The following is a 15,586-nucleotide window of genomic DNA, read 5'->3' on the forward strand; positions in this document are numbered from 1 at the left end:
TACCTAATTGCGCTCTGACTTTCCCTCAAAGGCAAATTTTATTCATTCTTTGCTTCGGCTCCCGGATTACCTCCAGATCAAAGGGCTTGGAAGCCGAAAACATAGCAGCTTTAATCACGATGTCCGAGATTAAGGGTGAACATCAGATGATACTTTTAGACAACACGGTTGTGCCTGGTGGAGCAGTAAAGATTGAAGTTCATAACGCGCTTTCTTTACTCGGATATGATGTGTGCGTTTTTGGAGAAAAGCTTGTTGGAGAATTTTATATTCCATACAAACCTGACTTCTCTGACAATCATGTTAGCTTAGATCGAGACACTGTTTACTCCTTAGAATATAGAGATTTTAACTTATGGGAACTGTGTAAAGGCAGTATTGGATACGAGTGCCCAGCATTTCTTGAAAACTACTCGGATGAACTTCTTGTAGAAGTTGAACAAATATATTCTCGGGCAATGTCATGCATCGATGTATGCATGGATATCTATCGCAGAACGAGGCCCAGCTGTGTCGTTGTTTGGGGGGGGATGCTAATTGAACCTCGAGTACTTCAAGCTCTAGCAAAACAAAACAACATTCCCGCCTATGCTATAGAATTCTCATTCGACAAAAACAGAATTCACTTCGATGCAGCTGGACGCATTGGCAACGAGTTCTCTATTGTGTCAGACTGGCCTAGGTTGGGCTCCCAAATTGAACAGTTTGCAGATCACGAAAGACATAAAGTTCAGAGCTGGATTACAAACAATTATTCAGGAAAAGTCCGGAACCAACCCAAAAGTGAGCTTTCATCAAACACGATCTCCTTCATCTCATCTTTCGATAAAACACCTCTGCTACTTCTAGGACAATGTTTCATTGACACTGTAGTCACCTATGACAACCCTCATTTCAAGAGTTCCCTAGAAGCTTACAGCAGAGTTATTGACGCCTGCATTAAGCTACAACAACCGCTAATCGTGAAGGCACACCCAGGAGATAAAACAGAGTACAAAAGGCGATTGAAAAATTTATGCGCTGACCATGATTTAGTGCTGTTTATTGGAGATGAAAACAATGAGAATGTATATCGTTTAATGGACGCATGCTCGGCTGGCATTGTAATTAACTCACAATCCGGCTTAGAAATGGCTGCAAAAGGAAAACATGTCTTCCTATTAGGAAAATCGTTTTACGGAATATTGCCGAATTGTACTGCGCTAAAAAACTCAGATAGCCTGCAAAATGAGTTATCTAGTTTTCTTAGTTTACCTCCTTTGGAGAACGACGATTTAGAAATTTGTCTATACTTTCTACATTACTTACTTTTTAAGCTTCTAGTAGATACTTCCAAGTCAAGTCTTGAAACTGCCAAGCAGATCAGTCCTAGACTATCAGATTTAACCTTTGACGCGGGCAAACGGCATTCACTGATAGCAACAACGCCAAAATTTGAAAAAGATAATCAGCTCAGGATTGTAATAGTACATCCTTCTCCAAGTTGGGGAGGCTCTGGGTACTATTTGCAGGATTTATCTGCAGAGTTGGTAAAGTTAGGACATAGAGTTCTGGTTTTATCTGAAGGCACCTGTATCCCAAATGATGAAGGTGTGCGATGGATGCGGCTATCGTTCCAAGGACAGTTGTTGAGTGAAACCATAAAAAACGCTGTTAATGAGTTGCAGCCAAATATTCTAGTTGAAGTAGGCGTAAGAACTAAACCAATTCGGGCTGCTCTTGAGATTATCATGAGCTACAATCCATTGGTTATAGTTCAAGGCGAGGACGACGAGTTTCAACCATTCAGTAAGTACTATCCAGAGCCGAACCCTTCCTTAATGGATAGCTTAGATAAACCTTTTCTTTTCGAAAAAGATATTGCTGAGTTCCTGAAATTTCTTGATCTCGATAACTTCATCAAAACTTTTTCAAGTCCATCGGCATACCGTTGGGTTGAACCATGTCTACGATCTTTAATGTACCATTCTGCTGATCGGTTTAGTGCGATTTGGTATCCCATGCAGGAAAGGCTTGAGGGGAAATTTCATAAGCCTTGTGATCTTCTACCCCCTGTCCTCAGAATGGAAAATTTTGACTTGTCTCCAGTTTCGGAAGAGGTCCGCAAAAGAAAACTGGAGTTGCTCAAAATACCCGAGGACAGCATCGTATATTTTGTAAACGGAACTGTATACCGGTACTCTGCAGAGTATCAATTATTTATTCGATCAATGATAAAACTTCAGAAATATAGTCCTAAACCGATTGCATTACTGGTTTGCGGAAATGAAGGAGACACAAATCTTGAGGGCAAGATCAAGCACTTCAAATCATTAGGGCGTCTAGGCGACAGAGAGTACATTAACTATATAAAAATTTGTGATGTAATATGTGCCCCTGGAATTCCAGACACCTTCAATAAGTATCGATTGTCTTCCCGATTACTTAAGGGCATGGTTTTTGCTAAGCCCATATTTACTTTCAAAACGGGGTTTGCTGAAATACTCCATGATAACGAAGACGGTTTTTTCACTCACACATCAGATCCTGATGAATGGTTTCAGGTTTTGAAAAAAACCCTCAACCCAAACCTGAGAAGTCAAGTTGGAAAAAGCGGCTTTTCATTAATTGAAAAGCACTTTTTGGCCGGTAACGTTGCGAAGAAACTGGAGCAACAATGGGTTAAGTCGCTTGCGGAAAAGAAATCCCGACTTAATCCGAAATATTCTAAATTAATATCTCCCAGCACAATGCATTCAACTTATGAATACATATACAACACTCACGTTCCTATACAGCAGAGGGTCTTGGGAGGTGTAAAAATAAACTTCAATCGATTTGGGATATTTGAGAAACTAAACCGGTTTTGCATTCTTGGTCTCGGAATGGAGAGATCGTCAGGGAAGATTAAGTCCTTCCACTATTGCAGTGGCTTTTCTATTCCTATTGAAAGAGATGAAACAAAGATAACTTTGCAGTTTAAATACGAACCAGGCAATGTGGATGATAAGTGCGAGTTCTACATTTATGATGCTGAAGGGCCTCTGGAACCCAAAATAGAAAAGCAAGGAACCTTGTTGAGCATAGAAATACACTCCAAGTATTCAGATTTTATAATTTTCAAGCCACGTTATAAGAAGCAGATGAATGGCAGGAAGTATTTTTATGAACTTCTTAATATAGATATAGATGGAATTATCGGAGAACACTCCAAAGCAGACGCAGCCATAGAAAGTATAAAAGAACCAAAGAATACTATACATACAAATATCATTAGAAATACAGACTGGAGACGTCAGTATATTTGCCCAATTGCTACGCCAATCGTCAGAAAAATTGGTGGAGAAAGCGCCGTGACTGCTTACCTAGCAGATCCAGTCATATTTTTTCGTAACCTGAAGAATCCATATCATCGAGCTATTGGCAGAATACTTCATCCTCGATAGTTGAATACCATATTTGCCTCGAGAAAGGATGAAAACCGACCTGGATAGTATCCTTTGAAGAAAACGGAAACTTAGCAAAGAACCATTTTCGGCTCAGCTTAGGCCAAAAACGGTCTAACCAAGCCTTCCTTCTGTAATTAATGCAATTAATAGACACTGAACTTAGACGGATCAGTAAACCATCTTTTTGAATAATTCCCAATATATCAAATAGATAAGACTTCGAAATTAAATCATAAAAGCTCCAATTGTGATTGGCACATAAATTGCTGAAGTGTTGGCAAGCGTCCGCTGAGTGAGGAATGGCGGGGCTGCCCATTTTTATTGAATGGGGTTTATTCATTGATTTTAAGGAGCATGTAATGCCAACTCCCGCTTATATCAGCATTGAAGGGTCAACCCAGGGTCCAATTACTCAAGGTGCGTTCACCGAGGATTCAGTCGGTAACGTATGGCAGGAAGGCCATGAAGATGAAATCATGGTGCAGCAGATTGATCATACAGTTATCATTCCGCGTGACCCACAATCCGGTCAGCCTGCAGGTCAGCGTGTGCATACACCATTCAAATTCACTTGCTCCATGAACAAGTCCATCCCTCTGCTGTACAACGCCCTGTGCACTGGTGAGATGCTGCCAAAGTGTGAAGTGAAATGGTATCGCACCAACTCTTCCGGCAAGCAGGAGCACTTCTTCACGACCACTTTGGAAGACGCACTGGTCACCAACATCGAGTGTGACCTGCCGCATTGTCAGGATCCAAAAAACGCTGACTTCACTCAGCTGCTGACCATTGAACTTTCCTACCGCAAGATCATGTGGGAACACACCGTCTCCGGCACCTCCGGTGCTGACGACTGGCGTGCACCAGCAGCTTAACGCTGTTTTCCAAATGGTATGAGGTCAGATCCGGGTCAGCTTTGACCCGGACACTGCCTTTGGGTGAAGTTTACAAGGGCGGTCTGTTGATCGGCTCTGCGGAGTTCCAGTATGCGGTTTGTGTCAGGCAAAACCTCCAGAAAACGTGGCTACCTTTCCAGTTTCTTTCGCAACCTGTTGTGGCGACATCAGAAAGTTGAATCAAGCGCAGAGGGCGCTCCCAAACAGAGCGATCCGGCTGGAACAGCTCATGTGGTTCTGGCAGGTCGGGATCGACCAAAACGCAGTGCGGACGTTATGAATGAAGATCTGTCTGATGAGCTGGAGATCCGAGGTTTTCTGGATCAATTTCCCGGCCATCGCCTGATGGTCAAGCCAGGAGATAAGCCTCACAAGGAGATATTCTGATGGTCTATCCGCTGGCAGAGCAAAGATTGGCAGAAGAGCGATTAAACCAGCGACAGGAAGAAGCGGTTGTGCTGGACATAACGCTCTTTGCGCAGGTCGTTGTCGATACCCATAAGAATCTGGGTGCGGCAACAGGTGGCGCGCTGGATTTGGCAAGTCTGCCGGTGCTCTTGAGAGACTTGAAAGGCGGACAGGCGCTTCTGAAAGAGATCGGCCTGAACGGGCGCTATTATACCAAGGCTGTCAACGGCAAGACCTATGTGGTGTTCAAGGGGTACTCCGCTTTGCGAGAGACTTTGAAAGGCACACGATACCTGTCTGCTTCACCAAAGGTCGTTGCTTTGGGAGTGGGGCCAGAGGCGCTTAGGTCTGCCGGCCGGTCCAATGCGATCATAATGATCACCTGTTACGTGGTGCTGGATGTAATAACGTTCATCATGAGCGATGAGCAGCTCTATCACGAACTGTTTGCCGGTCTCATTACTAATGTTGCAATTGGTACAGTCGCGATGGCAGCGGGTATGCTAGCTGCAAAGGGTCTAGTCGGCATAGCTGCAGTTGCATTTGCTACAGTGGGAGCCCCGATTGCTGTTGGTTTGTTTGTCGGAGTTGCACTGACGGCCTTAGCTGACAGCGCTGGCGTCAAGGAAAAGCTTGGAGAGGCTCTTTATTGGACTGGCAAGGCGGTTGCGCGCGGAGTTCAAGAGGTTGGAGTGATCATCCATGCCGCTCATGTCGCGATGCGTCAGAAGGTGGAAGAGTTCGAACGCCGCAGCAATCGCTTTAGGCACCAGCTGGAACGTGAAACCATCTGGCATCTGTATGGACCAGATCTGTATGATCAAATCTACAGGCGGTGACAATGATTAGTTGGTTTATTGATAGGGTTGTTACTCTAGGAGAATGGATAGGCAAAGATATACGTCGAGTGCACGTCATGATGGCCGTCTTTGACCTTGTTGGAATCTGGGCTACCTGGTTCTTTCTCTCCACGACGATCACTGCTTTGTATGCCCCTGAAATCCAGCCGGATCTTCTAACGATTTTGCGTGGGAAAAACTCTTGGGCGCTTGCTGGTTTGAGTATCCCGTTATGCCATTTGGCGATTACCCCGTGGGGGCAATACTGGATAAAGCGATCCATCAAAAGCTTCTCAATCACGTTTTTAACGGTCGCTGTCGGCGGTGCTTTTCTTGGAATTGCGATCACTGATTATGCGCGCGGACAAGCCGTACTTGCGGGCTATCAAAGCTGCGATCGAACTTTCCTGCATGATTTTCAGCGAGAAAACGAAATACTGGTAGCCCCAGGCGTGTTGTGCCCCCCAACATCCTCCAATGGGAAACCCTATCCCCCACCAGACTAGGGCTACACCCACTCTTCTCAGCCACCTCTGTACTTTTGCAAATGCTTTATTTTTCTTTTTGCCAGTGAGATTGTTATGAATGCGATTGTTCAAATTCCCCAGCTCTATCAGGATCAAGATCTGGCTTTTACGTTTTCAGCTCCTGCTGATCCGGATGCTGAGTTGCTGGTTACAGGCTTCTCGGCCTCCGAGCGCCTGAATGGTCTTACGCAGATCCATATTGAGCTAGCCAGCCCCAACAATGCTTTGGATTTACATGCGCTGCTGGATACCCCAGCTACACTGACTATTCATCATAAATACGAAGGCCTGCGGCATCTGTCCGGCGTAGTTTCTGAGATTGCTCGCGGCAATGAAGGTCATCATCGCACCAGTTACTCGCTCACTCTGCTTCCCAGCCTGCATCGTATGGCACATGGCTCCGATTGCCGCATTTTTCAGAAGAAGAGCGTCCCTGAGATCGCCAAGATTTTGCTGAAGGAGCATGGAGTAGAAGACGTAAAGTGGAACCTGACTGAACCTCATGAGGCGCGGGAATATTGCGTTCAGTATCGTGAAAGTCATCTGGGGTTTCTGGATCGCATTACCGCTGAAGAAGGCATCTGGTATTTCTTTACCTATGGCGCCAACGGTCAGCACACGCTGCATTTCATAGACAATCCGCAGATCGTCTCCGAGCTGCCAGACCAACCTTCGCTGGAGTACAACAGCACAGTTGGAGGAGCGGTCAAAGGTGTCTATTGCAACAGCTTTGTTCTGCGAGAGCAGCTCAGAGCCACCAGTTTCATGCAGCGTGACTATACTTTTAAAAACCCGCCTTACAATCAGCAGCATGCTCATCAGCGTGGGGAAGATAACGGCTCGGCTGGAGATTACGCGCTTTATGAATACCCTGGCCGCTACAAAGCCGACGGTGTGGGCAAGCCGTTTACAAAACACCGGCTGGAAGCGGCTCGTGTAGAGGCAACCACAGGACAAGGAGCCACCAACGCCATTCACCTAATGGCTGGCCATCAGTTCGCCCTCACAGACCATCCAAACGGCCAGTACAACATCAAGTATCATCTGCTCGCAGTCTCCCACCAAGGCAGCCAACCGCAAGCTGTGGGAGAGGAAGCAGGCGCGGGCGCGACAACTTACAGCGCCGGGTTTGAAGTGATGCCAGCCCGACTGCCCTATCGACCTAAGCTAAGCGCAAAGCCACTCGTCGACGGACCGCAAATTGCGCATGTGACGGGTCCTGAAGGTGAAGAGATTTATTGTGATGAACATGGCCGCGTGAAGGTCTCGTTCCCGTGGGATCGGCATGGCAAGAAGAATGACACCTCCTCCTGCTGGATCCGCGTCGCCTCCAACTGGGCCGGTGCCAGCTGGGGCCACATCGCCATCCCCCGCATCGGCCACGAAGTGATCGTGGACTTTCTGGAAGGTGACCCCGACCAACCCATCATCACCGGCAGAACCTACCACGCCAATAACAAGTCGCCCTACCAACTGCCTGACCACAAGACCAAGATGGTCATCAGGTCGGACAGTCATAAAGGCGACGGGTTCAACGAGATCAGTTTTGAAGATCAGTCAGGCGAAGAGCAGATCTACATCCACGCGCAAAAAGATCAGGATATTCACGTCGAGAACAATCGCGCAAAGCGCATTGATGTAAACCAGTCAGAGAGCGTCGGGCACAACAAGTCAATCGAGGTGGGCAACAACCACCATGAAGTGATTGGCGGCAACATGACCCTCATGGTTGGCCCTAACAAACTTCAGAAATTCGTCACAGAGAAGTTCCAGGCCGTCGAAAAAGCTCTCGGCAAAAAAATCGGCGGCATCGCCGGAGCCCTCGGCAAATTCGGTCTCAACATGGGCGAAGGCAACCTCATCATCGGTGTCGGCAAGAACAAGGCAGAGACAGTGATGGTGTCCTCAACCGAAGTGGTAGGTGCAGGCAAAGCGACCACTGTTGGCGGAGGTTATCAGTTGGTTGTTGGTGGAATTCACAACCAGTCTATCGGCATTGGGTCATACGAGGAAGTTGGGCAAAACAAAGCAACCGTAGTTGGCAAACTTTATGAAATCACAGTTGGCGATTCCAAAGTTCTGATGTCGGAAAAAGGCATCATCAATGTTTCTGGAAAGCAAATCACCATAGAGGCATCGGAAACGATCAATATTGAGGCAAAGAACTCGATCACAATGAAGGCTGGCAAAATCAACTTGAACTGAGGTGGAATATGACAAACTACGGAGAAGCTGGGTGGGCTACAAGAGCCAAAAAACGCAGAACAGTTCGTGATAAAGTTCGAAAAAAATTTGAAGCCGACCTATCATTATCACCAAAGCATTCTGCTGATGATCTAAAGTTTTCCCCTCAAGCGCAACGATTAATAGTTACGCGCTTAATGCAAGTAACACGTGATGGTGCAATGGGAGCAGAGCATAAGGATATGCTCACTCTTCTCGCACAATCGATCGCTGCTACCGGTCTTGGTGTTGGGCAAATGGCAGGCACCTCACGGCACATTAAATCAGTACACAAAAACCACACCCGTTACCTCGATAAGTTCTTTCTGCATCAATATAAGTTCGAAGGGTCTCGAAGATAATGACAGGAACTTCGGCATCTTCGAGCGGCGTAGCATTGAGTGGGATCAAAGCAAGCTCAATCATGCGCGGCTCTGAGTACATAGACATGCCTTTGAGCCAGTTTTTGCTTGAAGCAAAAACAGATCTTGGAGAGCACATTTATCAAAAAGCAATGGCCAAGTGCGCCGAAATACAGGTTCTTGGAGTAATTGCAGGGATTCTTGACGGACCGACAGAAGAGTACCGGAAAGCAATTGCTGAAACGGCAGGGAGTTATTTATCCAATCTTCTAGCAAGATCAAAACGGACAGCATGGTGGGAGAACACTAGTCCACTTGATGCGGCTGCTACAGCGCTAGGTTACTGGCACAAAGGCTTAGCTGAAGCTGCAGATGCCGCGGGTTACGACGACATAGCAAAGCAATGGGACACAACGGGGGAGACCTTTCTTAACACAGACCCAGAAAAGTTCTTCTTTAACGCCAGCAGTGATTTCATTACCTCAATTGGAGAAGATTGCAAAAAGCGATGGGATGTGTTTTGGCACGATTTCCGCGAAAAAGGTTTGCTTGTCGCTTACGGAAAACTTCAGGTTGACGGTGCATTTCTTGCTGCTGAGTTGGCTATAGATGTTGTTCTAGCTGCCGCAACTGGTGGGGTAATGCTCGGCGTCAAAATCGTTGCACGCCGGGTAAGTGCCGTTGCAAGCCGTGTAGTCGTTCGTGTCTTGCATCAGGCAGGAAAGGCTATACCGGATAGCGGTAAAGTTCTCGAATTTGACTTACCAGATGCGGATATTAATGATGATATTATTCGCCACGTATTAGACGAAGATAAGCTTGGCGTTGGGTCTAAATCTGATGATGCTGCTAGCCGAGCTAAAGAAAAACCTCCTGCTGTTGAAGAGCCCAAAGGTGGAGGTAAAAACGGTAAGAGCGGGCAGCAGAAGAAGGAAGACGTTTGGAAGGACGGCTCCTATCGCAATCCAGATGACCCAGAAGGGATGAGACGCGCCTCTGACGGTGAAGCCATGATTAAGAACAAGCATGGCGATTGGAAACCAGTTTCAGACCTTCGTTCCGATCATGAAGTTAAGATTGATGACGCAAGAGCAGCAGCTGGTTTGAAGAGAAATCAGGGAAATCGACATAACAACTGGAAAGGTCAATGGGGTGAAACCTTAGCGGATAGAGATGCTCGGGACCGAGGTTGGGAAAAGGTCAACGGAGATGATACCCAAATCACGGGAGATAATTTCAAAGGCCGAGGTATTGATGGTATCTACAAAAACCCAAGTCCACCACCTGATTACTTTGTTACGGATGCAAAGGCACTAGGTAGCCAACTAAGAAATAGCCAGCTCACAAGAAAGTGGATTAAGAACCACCTTAATACTATGGTTAAAAATGGTGAAATTTCAGAAGACTTGATGGAAGATGTCTTATCTGACCATGCAGCGGTTGTTCAACGTATCGATAAAAATGGCCATGTAACATTAGAAAACAAAGATAAAATTCCCTTCAGGAAAAAATAAATGATGAGAAATTCATATAAACCCAAAGACTATTTTGTATGGCAAATACAAAACTCGCAAGAGCGCTCTGAGAAAGCAAAAAACTACCTCAAGAGAGCCGATATCTCAGAGCAAGCCAGACAAAATAGATCTGATTTGTTTGCGGATTATGACATCGATATTGCGATCAATCTTTATAATATTGGAACTCCTGTTGATCAGGTAGTTAAATATATTATTTCCGGACTCCAAAAGAAAGTCGATGTATTCAACTACGCATCATCCACGGGCTTATCTTTTGATCAAAAATGCATAATAACATCTATGGATCGCTTCGAGCTCTTTCCACTCTTGGTTCTTGGTGATGCACCCAAGGAGTTATGTGCTCGTTTTATTGATTTTTCACTGCAAAATGACATGTCCGTAGAGTATGATCAAGAGGGAGACGATGCGGATTATGCACCGGAGCCAATTCGAATTTCTCCTTTGATGAACGAGTTTGCAAAATACTTTAGCTATGATGTTCCTGCTTCAAATGTTGCCCCTCAATGTTACATGGAAACATTTGAAGCCCCAATCTACGAATGCTTCTCACGACATGAAAGTCATCAGCAAGAAACTCTAGTGGATTATGTAACCAACTGGGCAAAAGCAGGCCAGAAGGATGAAAAGTATTACAACAAGAATGAACATAAAAATCCCAACAACAAGTATTTCAAAGGGTACTGGAGTTTCATGGGAGCAGCAGTTGCGAAGATTTTAAATATTGATGACGCGCCCCTCAAAGAGCACCCTGATTATCCTTATGAACTAGTCCATTTCAAAGGATAATTTAATGAGTGAAAACCTTCAGCACCTTGGGAACATTGCTCGGAAAATAATTTCAGATGAAAGCTTTCTTGAAAACAAGCCGGATTTCAATTGGGCTGAATTTTCTGCAGTATTCGAGTTAGATAATGATGGAGATATCAGCTCGAATTTCGGCTATGCATATGACCCAAATGGTGACTATTGCGCTTTTTCTATAGATCCAGATAGCATCGAAACGTCTGTACGTTCCTATCGAGATTGGATCACTAAAGAAGCAGACAAAGGTTTCATGAAAATGCTGTTTCAGTTCAACAGAGACAGCGGTCAGGTACAAGCTGATTTTGAGTATGATGACCTGATGCGCTGGAAAGTTACTCTCAAGAACATTGACGATATGATTGAAAAGCTGCGCCCAAATCTTGGTGAGTAATGCTTCATCGATCAACCATTACCACAAATCCAAAAGAAAAATCCATTTGTCGATAGGAAAGACAAGCAAGTTGAGGGTCGAGATTTAATACTCCAAATATTTTGAGGTTTATATATGCCAGCTGCTTATAGAAAAGGTGATATTGCGTCAGGGCATGGGTGTTTTCCGCCTACGCCGTCATCCGCTGGAAGTCCCGATGTCTTTGTGAACTCTATTGCAGTTGTTCGTGTCGGAGACGGGGTCATCCCACATGGCTGCGGGAACTGTCCGCCCCACCCACGCTCCATGAGCGCCGGCTCCGGAACTGTCTTTGTAAATGGCAAGGCAGTGTGCCGGGTTGGGGATGCTGTAGGGTGCGGAGGCTCGGCCTCGGCGGGATCCGGAGATGTTGAAATTGGCGGCTAATAAAGAGAACTCTAACATTGGGGCCTTCGATTTGGGAGAAGGCCTTACTCCGGTGGATGTATGGCAGGGTCTTCATGCCAGTGAGCCTATGTGGATCGCCTCAGCTGGTATGGAAGGTGGCGCGGAGAACCAGAACCGTATTGATGCGAGCGATCTCAGCCTTCTCAAACAGCTCGAACAGTTTCCGGCAAAGAGATGGGCACAGATGTGCGATGGGATTGGATGGACAGCGTTAGGCGCGGCCGCTCTTTCCTGGTGTGAGGGGTCCACACAGCAGGCCTTTCAAACGGCGTGGTCCCTTGCGGTTCCTGAAGATGCTCTCACTGATAGCCAAAAGCGCGCTTTGGGTCTTGCCAGAACGAGCTAATCGTTCGGCAGCACCCAAACACCTACACGCCCCTTCCCCCTTAACTAATCGGAGGGCGGATGACTTTGCCTTTTTCGTTGATGACTTGAACGCTTGCCCATTGTTCGACTGAGAACAGGGTTTTCCATTTTTCTTCAACGCGGGCGCGGCTTACGTTTGCATCTGAGAAGTTGGCGTTGGTGAGGTCGGCATCGTCGAAGACGCTATCGGCCAGCAAGCAGTAGCTCAGGTCAGGTCCGTTGGCGGCAAGTTTTCCTGCCAGTGGGCCGCTGTTTTTCATGCCGCGGAAATAGGCCCCGCTCAGGTCCAGCTGGATGCTCTGGTCTTTCTTCTTGAGCAGTTTCTTTAGTTCGGAAACCTTTTGAATTGAAGCAATCAACTCCCCACGCGCCCGGGCGTGTTCTTTGCCAGCCATCAGGTTTGCCCTTTGCGATGAACTAGCACTGCGAATATGTGCGGCCAGAAGCTGAAGGACATCCTGATGGTGCTCTTTAGGATTGGATTTTGCGATCTCGGAGAGGATTACAATACCCGCTTCACGCAGTGCTCCATTACCCGATTCAAGAAGCTCGGCCGCTTTGGTGAATTGGCCCAGAACGTAATTTCGCCGTGTTGCTTTCACAGCGGCAAAAGCGGAGCTGGCAATATAAGCGAGCAATAAGAACGCAGGAATCGCGACAAAAACGGTAAATAACGCACTTAAGCCCGCAGCAACGTTATAGAACACTGAGGTCTGCTCGATCGGGGTGTATGGCACCCCTTTCGGCACCGGCAACTCACCGCGGAACATCTCAATCTTGCCGCCCGCCAGCACCACGAGGTTTCGAACCATCGAGTATTCATCGGGGATGAGATTGAGGTAGTCGCAAATCAGGTAGGCCGGGATGGTGAGAAAACCGAGGGTGACCACCGTTACGGCAATACGGAAACTATACTTCATTGAAATGAAACCTGTTTTAAAAAGCAAATGTTACCAATGGCATGCCTGACGCAGTGGCGGCAGCATTTCGCGAAGGTTTGCCAGGTCAAAGAGGTAGGCGCGTGAACCATCATCCGACAGAACATCAAACTGCACCCGATCAACCTGAGCCCATCGGTTGATGTGCGCGATACTGGTTAAGCCGCGAGGACTGATCAAAACGCGCTTGCTTTCCGCGCTCTGCCACACATCATTGTCGATGCGTTGCTCCCTCAACAACACCCGGATCGGAACCCGTCGTTTGGCATGTGGTTCATCCAGCACCAAGGCAACCGTTGTGATGTCTTCAACGCAAGACAACAGCAGGATCGCAGAGGGTTGGTCCTGTCTTTCATCAACTGACTTCAGCGCTTTCATACTGAGATAGACATTGGTTGCCCCAGGCTCGATAACCGGCTGCTGACCTTCTCTCGTGCTGAGTACCTGTATCTTTTCTGGCACGACACCTTCACGAGACTTGAGTGTCTTTTCAGGCTGCTTTGCTTCCTGAATATCCTCCCACTCAAAGACGGCTGGGTAGCCGATTTTCCCGAAGCGGAACATCCAGTTGGAGTTACCAGCCCGCCGCATTCTTTCCATCGCTTTTGCTTGCTGTTCTAAAGGGCCGGCGGGTGCATTTGCTTTTTCGATAAACTCCGCTTGCGGCTCAGCCGCAGAAAGCACTTCCAAAGGCGTACCAAGCAACTGATCAAAGCACGACAGCCGATCAACGCGCCCCAGTGACATCGTGCATTGCTCAAGCGCTTGCTGCTCAATCTGAATGGTTTCAGCTGAAAGAGGATGCGTTGTAACCAGCAATCCCACGAGAGCAACGCTTGCTAAGTAACGGTGAAATCTATTCGTCTTCATGATCAAACCCCACCGTTTGATAGTTTGAAGCTGCTGAGTTTGTTCGCCAAAGTTCGCTTTGGAATTTGCAGGAAGTCAGCCATCTTCCGCCGATCGCCGTCAAAGCGAGAGTAGGCATTGCTCAACAGGCGGTGTTCGAAATCAGAAAGAACCGTTCGAAGTCCTTTTTCAGCCAACATGAGTTCTTCAGTTTCGCCTTGCGGCGCAGCATCATTGCTCTGAACAGTTGGAGCACACGTTATCTGCTCATCCATGGCCTGCCGCAGCATGGTGCCTGTGATTTCATCGGTTCCAAAAGCAAGGAAGACGGCTTTGATCATGCAGTTCTGAAGTTCGCGAACGTTGCCTTTTAGTTCAGCAGCTTCCAGCAGTGACATCGCTTCGGAACTCAACGTCTTTGGCGTATCTCCCTCACTCACTGCGATCTCCTGAAGGAAGTAGCGGGCAAGGTGAACACTGTCGCCGTCACGCATACGCAGTGGTGGCACCTCTATGGCAAGTTGGGAGATGCGGTAGAATAAGTCAGCGCGGAACTTGCCCTGCTCAATAGCCTCTCGCAGATTGACGTGAGTTGCGCACACAAGACGGAAGTCAACAGGCTCATCTTTGTCACTGCCCAAAGGCCGAAGCTTTTTCTCTTGCAAAATTCGGAGCAGCTTAACCTGCAGATCCATGGAAAGATCGCCAATCTCATCCAGAAATAGAGTGCCTCCTGAGGCACGTTTTACCAAGCCATCTCTGTTCTCCATTGCCCCGGTGAAGGCGCCTTTTTTGTAACCGAACAGCTCACTTTCAATGAGGTTTGCAGGCAATGCCGAGATGTTTTCAGCTATAAACGGCCCATCAGCGAACTGAGACAGACGATGCAAAGAGCGAGCTACAATTTCTTTACCAGACCCCGTCTCACCTTGCACCAGTATCGCATACTTGGTTTGCGCAAACTGAGCGATCTTCTCTCTGACTTGAACAATTTGCGGCGAACGTCCCACAAGGCTCTCAGAGAGCATTGCATCCACCTGCCCCTTTTGCACCTTGGACTGAACCGCTTGCGTTTCGCCATCTTTCTGCAGTGTATCCAATGAGTTCAGAAGAAGAGAAAGATGGAAATACGAGTGCCACAACACGTGCATTGCGGCGTGGTCTTTTTGAAGCGTTGTGATGCTTGCTGAAGGCATCAGCAAGAAAACATAGACCTGCTGATGCGTGTTGTTTCGTTCTGCACTCTCCAGCAAGAGGCGATGCCCAATGAGTGAACCATGTCGGCAAAACAGGGCTTTGCTCAAGCCTTGTGTTTTCGCCTCATGAAAGGGCTCAGTCTGCAAAGCATCCAGAACTCCATCACGCTCCGTACCAACTTCATTCTCAAGCTCTGGCAGTCGGCTCACTGGCAAGCCACCATCGCAAGCAAAAGGGACTAGTTTTCGGCCCGTGACATCCGGCAGGTACACGGCAACTGCCTGAGCTTTGGTAGACGTCAGAATAGTCTTCAGGACCTTTGCACGCAGCTCATTTTCTGATCTGCATGCCATGAAAGCCATAAGAGCGTCTGTTGTAGAGGATGTGTCCATAC

Annotated in this window: 15 protein-coding genes; 12 read left to right on the forward strand and 3 right to left on the reverse strand. The window is 47.3% G+C overall.

Going from position 1 to position 15,586, the window contains the following annotated elements; translation table 11 throughout:
• Nucleotides 1–119: 119 nt before the first annotated feature.
• From AC3CB2_RS20150 to AC3CB2_RS20205, 12 genes are all read left to right on the forward strand, one after another.
• Nucleotides 120–3,425 carry a capsular polysaccharide export protein, LipB/KpsS family gene (locus AC3CB2_RS20150; RefSeq protein ID WP_352935248.1) on the forward strand — a complete coding sequence of 1,102 codons (3,306 nt, stop codon included), beginning with the start codon at nucleotides 120–122 and terminating at the stop codon, nucleotides 3,423–3,425.
• A 362-nt stretch (nucleotides 3,426–3,787) separates the two neighbouring features.
• Nucleotides 3,788–4,303, forward strand: a complete 516-nt coding sequence (locus AC3CB2_RS20155) for an Hcp family type VI secretion system effector (protein WP_008549198.1) — start codon at nucleotides 3,788–3,790, stop codon at nucleotides 4,301–4,303.
• 111 nt (nucleotides 4,304–4,414) lie between these two features.
• On the forward strand, nucleotides 4,415–4,711 hold the full coding sequence (locus AC3CB2_RS20160) for a hypothetical protein (protein ID WP_352935246.1): 297 nt from the start codon (nucleotides 4,415–4,417) through the stop codon (nucleotides 4,709–4,711).
• Nucleotides 4,711–5,571 (forward strand): hypothetical protein, encoded by an 861-nt coding sequence (locus tag AC3CB2_RS20165; RefSeq protein ID WP_352935244.1) that lies wholly within the window; start codon nucleotides 4,711–4,713, stop codon nucleotides 5,569–5,571. Before AC3CB2_RS20160 ends, AC3CB2_RS20165 begins: the two co-directional genes overlap by 1 nt.
• A 2-nt stretch (nucleotides 5,572–5,573) precedes the next feature.
• On the forward strand, nucleotides 5,574–6,077 hold the full coding sequence (locus tag AC3CB2_RS20170) for a hypothetical protein (RefSeq protein ID WP_352935243.1): 504 nt from the start codon (nucleotides 5,574–5,576) through the stop codon (nucleotides 6,075–6,077).
• 75 nt (nucleotides 6,078–6,152) lie between these two features.
• Nucleotides 6,153–8,303, forward strand: a complete 2,151-nt coding sequence (locus tag AC3CB2_RS20175; protein WP_352935242.1) for a type VI secretion system Vgr family protein — start codon at nucleotides 6,153–6,155, stop codon at nucleotides 8,301–8,303.
• Nucleotides 8,304–8,311: 8 nt separating this feature from the next.
• Nucleotides 8,312–8,683, forward strand: coding sequence for a hypothetical protein (locus AC3CB2_RS20180; RefSeq protein ID WP_352935240.1), 372 nt, complete (start codon nucleotides 8,312–8,314; stop codon nucleotides 8,681–8,683).
• Complete coding sequence (locus AC3CB2_RS20185) at nucleotides 8,683–10,197, forward strand: hypothetical protein (protein WP_352935238.1); 1,515 nt, start codon at nucleotides 8,683–8,685, stop codon at nucleotides 10,195–10,197. Before AC3CB2_RS20180 ends, AC3CB2_RS20185 begins: the two co-directional genes overlap by 1 nt.
• Complete coding sequence (locus AC3CB2_RS20190; RefSeq protein ID WP_352935235.1) at nucleotides 10,198–11,007, forward strand: PoNe immunity protein domain-containing protein; 810 nt, start codon at nucleotides 10,198–10,200, stop codon at nucleotides 11,005–11,007.
• Between the two features lie 4 nt (nucleotides 11,008–11,011).
• Nucleotides 11,012–11,416 carry a hypothetical protein gene (locus tag AC3CB2_RS20195; RefSeq protein ID WP_352935232.1) on the forward strand — a complete coding sequence of 135 codons (405 nt, stop codon included), beginning with the start codon at nucleotides 11,012–11,014 and terminating at the stop codon, nucleotides 11,414–11,416.
• 114 nt (nucleotides 11,417–11,530) lie between these two features.
• The gene (locus AC3CB2_RS20200) at nucleotides 11,531–11,821 is read left to right on the forward strand and encodes a PAAR domain-containing protein (RefSeq protein ID WP_075698272.1); all 291 of its coding nucleotides are present in this window, start codon (nucleotides 11,531–11,533) and stop codon (nucleotides 11,819–11,821) included.
• The gene (locus AC3CB2_RS20205; protein WP_352935229.1) at nucleotides 11,811–12,188 is read left to right on the forward strand and encodes a hypothetical protein; all 378 of its coding nucleotides are present in this window, start codon (nucleotides 11,811–11,813) and stop codon (nucleotides 12,186–12,188) included. The genes AC3CB2_RS20200 and AC3CB2_RS20205 overlap by 11 nt, the downstream gene beginning before the upstream one ends.
• Before the next feature lie 40 nt (nucleotides 12,189–12,228).
• Here AC3CB2_RS20205 and AC3CB2_RS20210 read toward each other — a convergent pair whose 3' ends face one another.
• From AC3CB2_RS20210 to AC3CB2_RS20220, 3 genes are read right to left on the reverse strand one after another with little or no spacing between them, the layout of a single operon-like run.
• On the reverse strand, nucleotides 12,229–13,128 hold the full coding sequence (locus tag AC3CB2_RS20210) for a pentapeptide repeat-containing protein (protein WP_352935227.1): 900 nt from the start codon (nucleotides 13,126–13,128) through the stop codon (nucleotides 12,229–12,231).
• 30 nt (nucleotides 13,129–13,158) lie between these two features.
• Nucleotides 13,159–14,016: a type VI secretion system-associated protein TagO gene (locus tag AC3CB2_RS20215; RefSeq protein ID WP_352935225.1), complete on the reverse strand. Its 858-nt coding sequence runs from the start codon at nucleotides 14,014–14,016 to the stop codon at nucleotides 13,159–13,161.
• A 2-nt stretch (nucleotides 14,017–14,018) separates the two neighbouring features.
• Nucleotides 14,019–15,584 (reverse strand): sigma 54-interacting transcriptional regulator, encoded by a 1,566-nt coding sequence (locus AC3CB2_RS20220; RefSeq protein ID WP_352935223.1) that lies wholly within the window; start codon nucleotides 15,582–15,584, stop codon nucleotides 14,019–14,021.
• Nucleotides 15,585–15,586: the final 2 nt, after the last annotated feature.

It is taken from the genome of Pseudovibrio sp. SCP20 (genome assembly GCF_057774105.1).

Excerpts from the sequence above, each read along its gene's own strand:
- AC3CB2_RS20220 (WP_352935223.1), bottom strand. The coding sequence starts at position 15,584 with ATGGACACATCCTCTACAACAGACGCTCTTATGGCTTTCATGGCATGC.
- AC3CB2_RS20165 (WP_352935244.1), top strand. The coding sequence starts at position 4,711 with ATGGTCTATCCGCTGGCAGAGCAAAGATTGGCAGAAGAGCGATTAAAC.
- AC3CB2_RS20210 (WP_352935227.1), bottom strand. The coding sequence starts at position 13,128 with ATGAAGTATAGTTTCCGTATTGCCGTAACGGTGGTCACCCTCGGTTTT.
- AC3CB2_RS20150 (WP_352935248.1), top strand. The coding sequence starts at position 120 with ATGTCCGAGATTAAGGGTGAACATCAGATGATACTTTTAGACAACACG.
- AC3CB2_RS20175 (WP_352935242.1), top strand. The coding sequence starts at position 6,153 with ATGAATGCGATTGTTCAAATTCCCCAGCTCTATCAGGATCAAGATCTG.
- AC3CB2_RS20195 (WP_352935232.1), top strand. The coding sequence starts at position 11,012 with ATGAGTGAAAACCTTCAGCACCTTGGGAACATTGCTCGGAAAATAATT.
- AC3CB2_RS20155 (WP_008549198.1), top strand. The coding sequence starts at position 3,788 with ATGCCAACTCCCGCTTATATCAGCATTGAAGGGTCAACCCAGGGTCCA.
- AC3CB2_RS20200 (WP_075698272.1), top strand. The coding sequence starts at position 11,531 with ATGCCAGCTGCTTATAGAAAAGGTGATATTGCGTCAGGGCATGGGTGT.
- AC3CB2_RS20190 (WP_352935235.1), top strand. The coding sequence starts at position 10,198 with ATGATGAGAAATTCATATAAACCCAAAGACTATTTTGTATGGCAAATA.
- AC3CB2_RS20170 (WP_352935243.1), top strand. The coding sequence starts at position 5,574 with ATGATTAGTTGGTTTATTGATAGGGTTGTTACTCTAGGAGAATGGATA.
- AC3CB2_RS20215 (WP_352935225.1), bottom strand. The coding sequence starts at position 14,016 with ATGAAGACGAATAGATTTCACCGTTACTTAGCAAGCGTTGCTCTCGTG.
- AC3CB2_RS20180 (WP_352935240.1), top strand. The coding sequence starts at position 8,312 with ATGACAAACTACGGAGAAGCTGGGTGGGCTACAAGAGCCAAAAAACGC.
- AC3CB2_RS20160 (WP_352935246.1), top strand. The coding sequence starts at position 4,415 with ATGCGGTTTGTGTCAGGCAAAACCTCCAGAAAACGTGGCTACCTTTCC.
- AC3CB2_RS20185 (WP_352935238.1), top strand. The coding sequence starts at position 8,683 with ATGACAGGAACTTCGGCATCTTCGAGCGGCGTAGCATTGAGTGGGATC.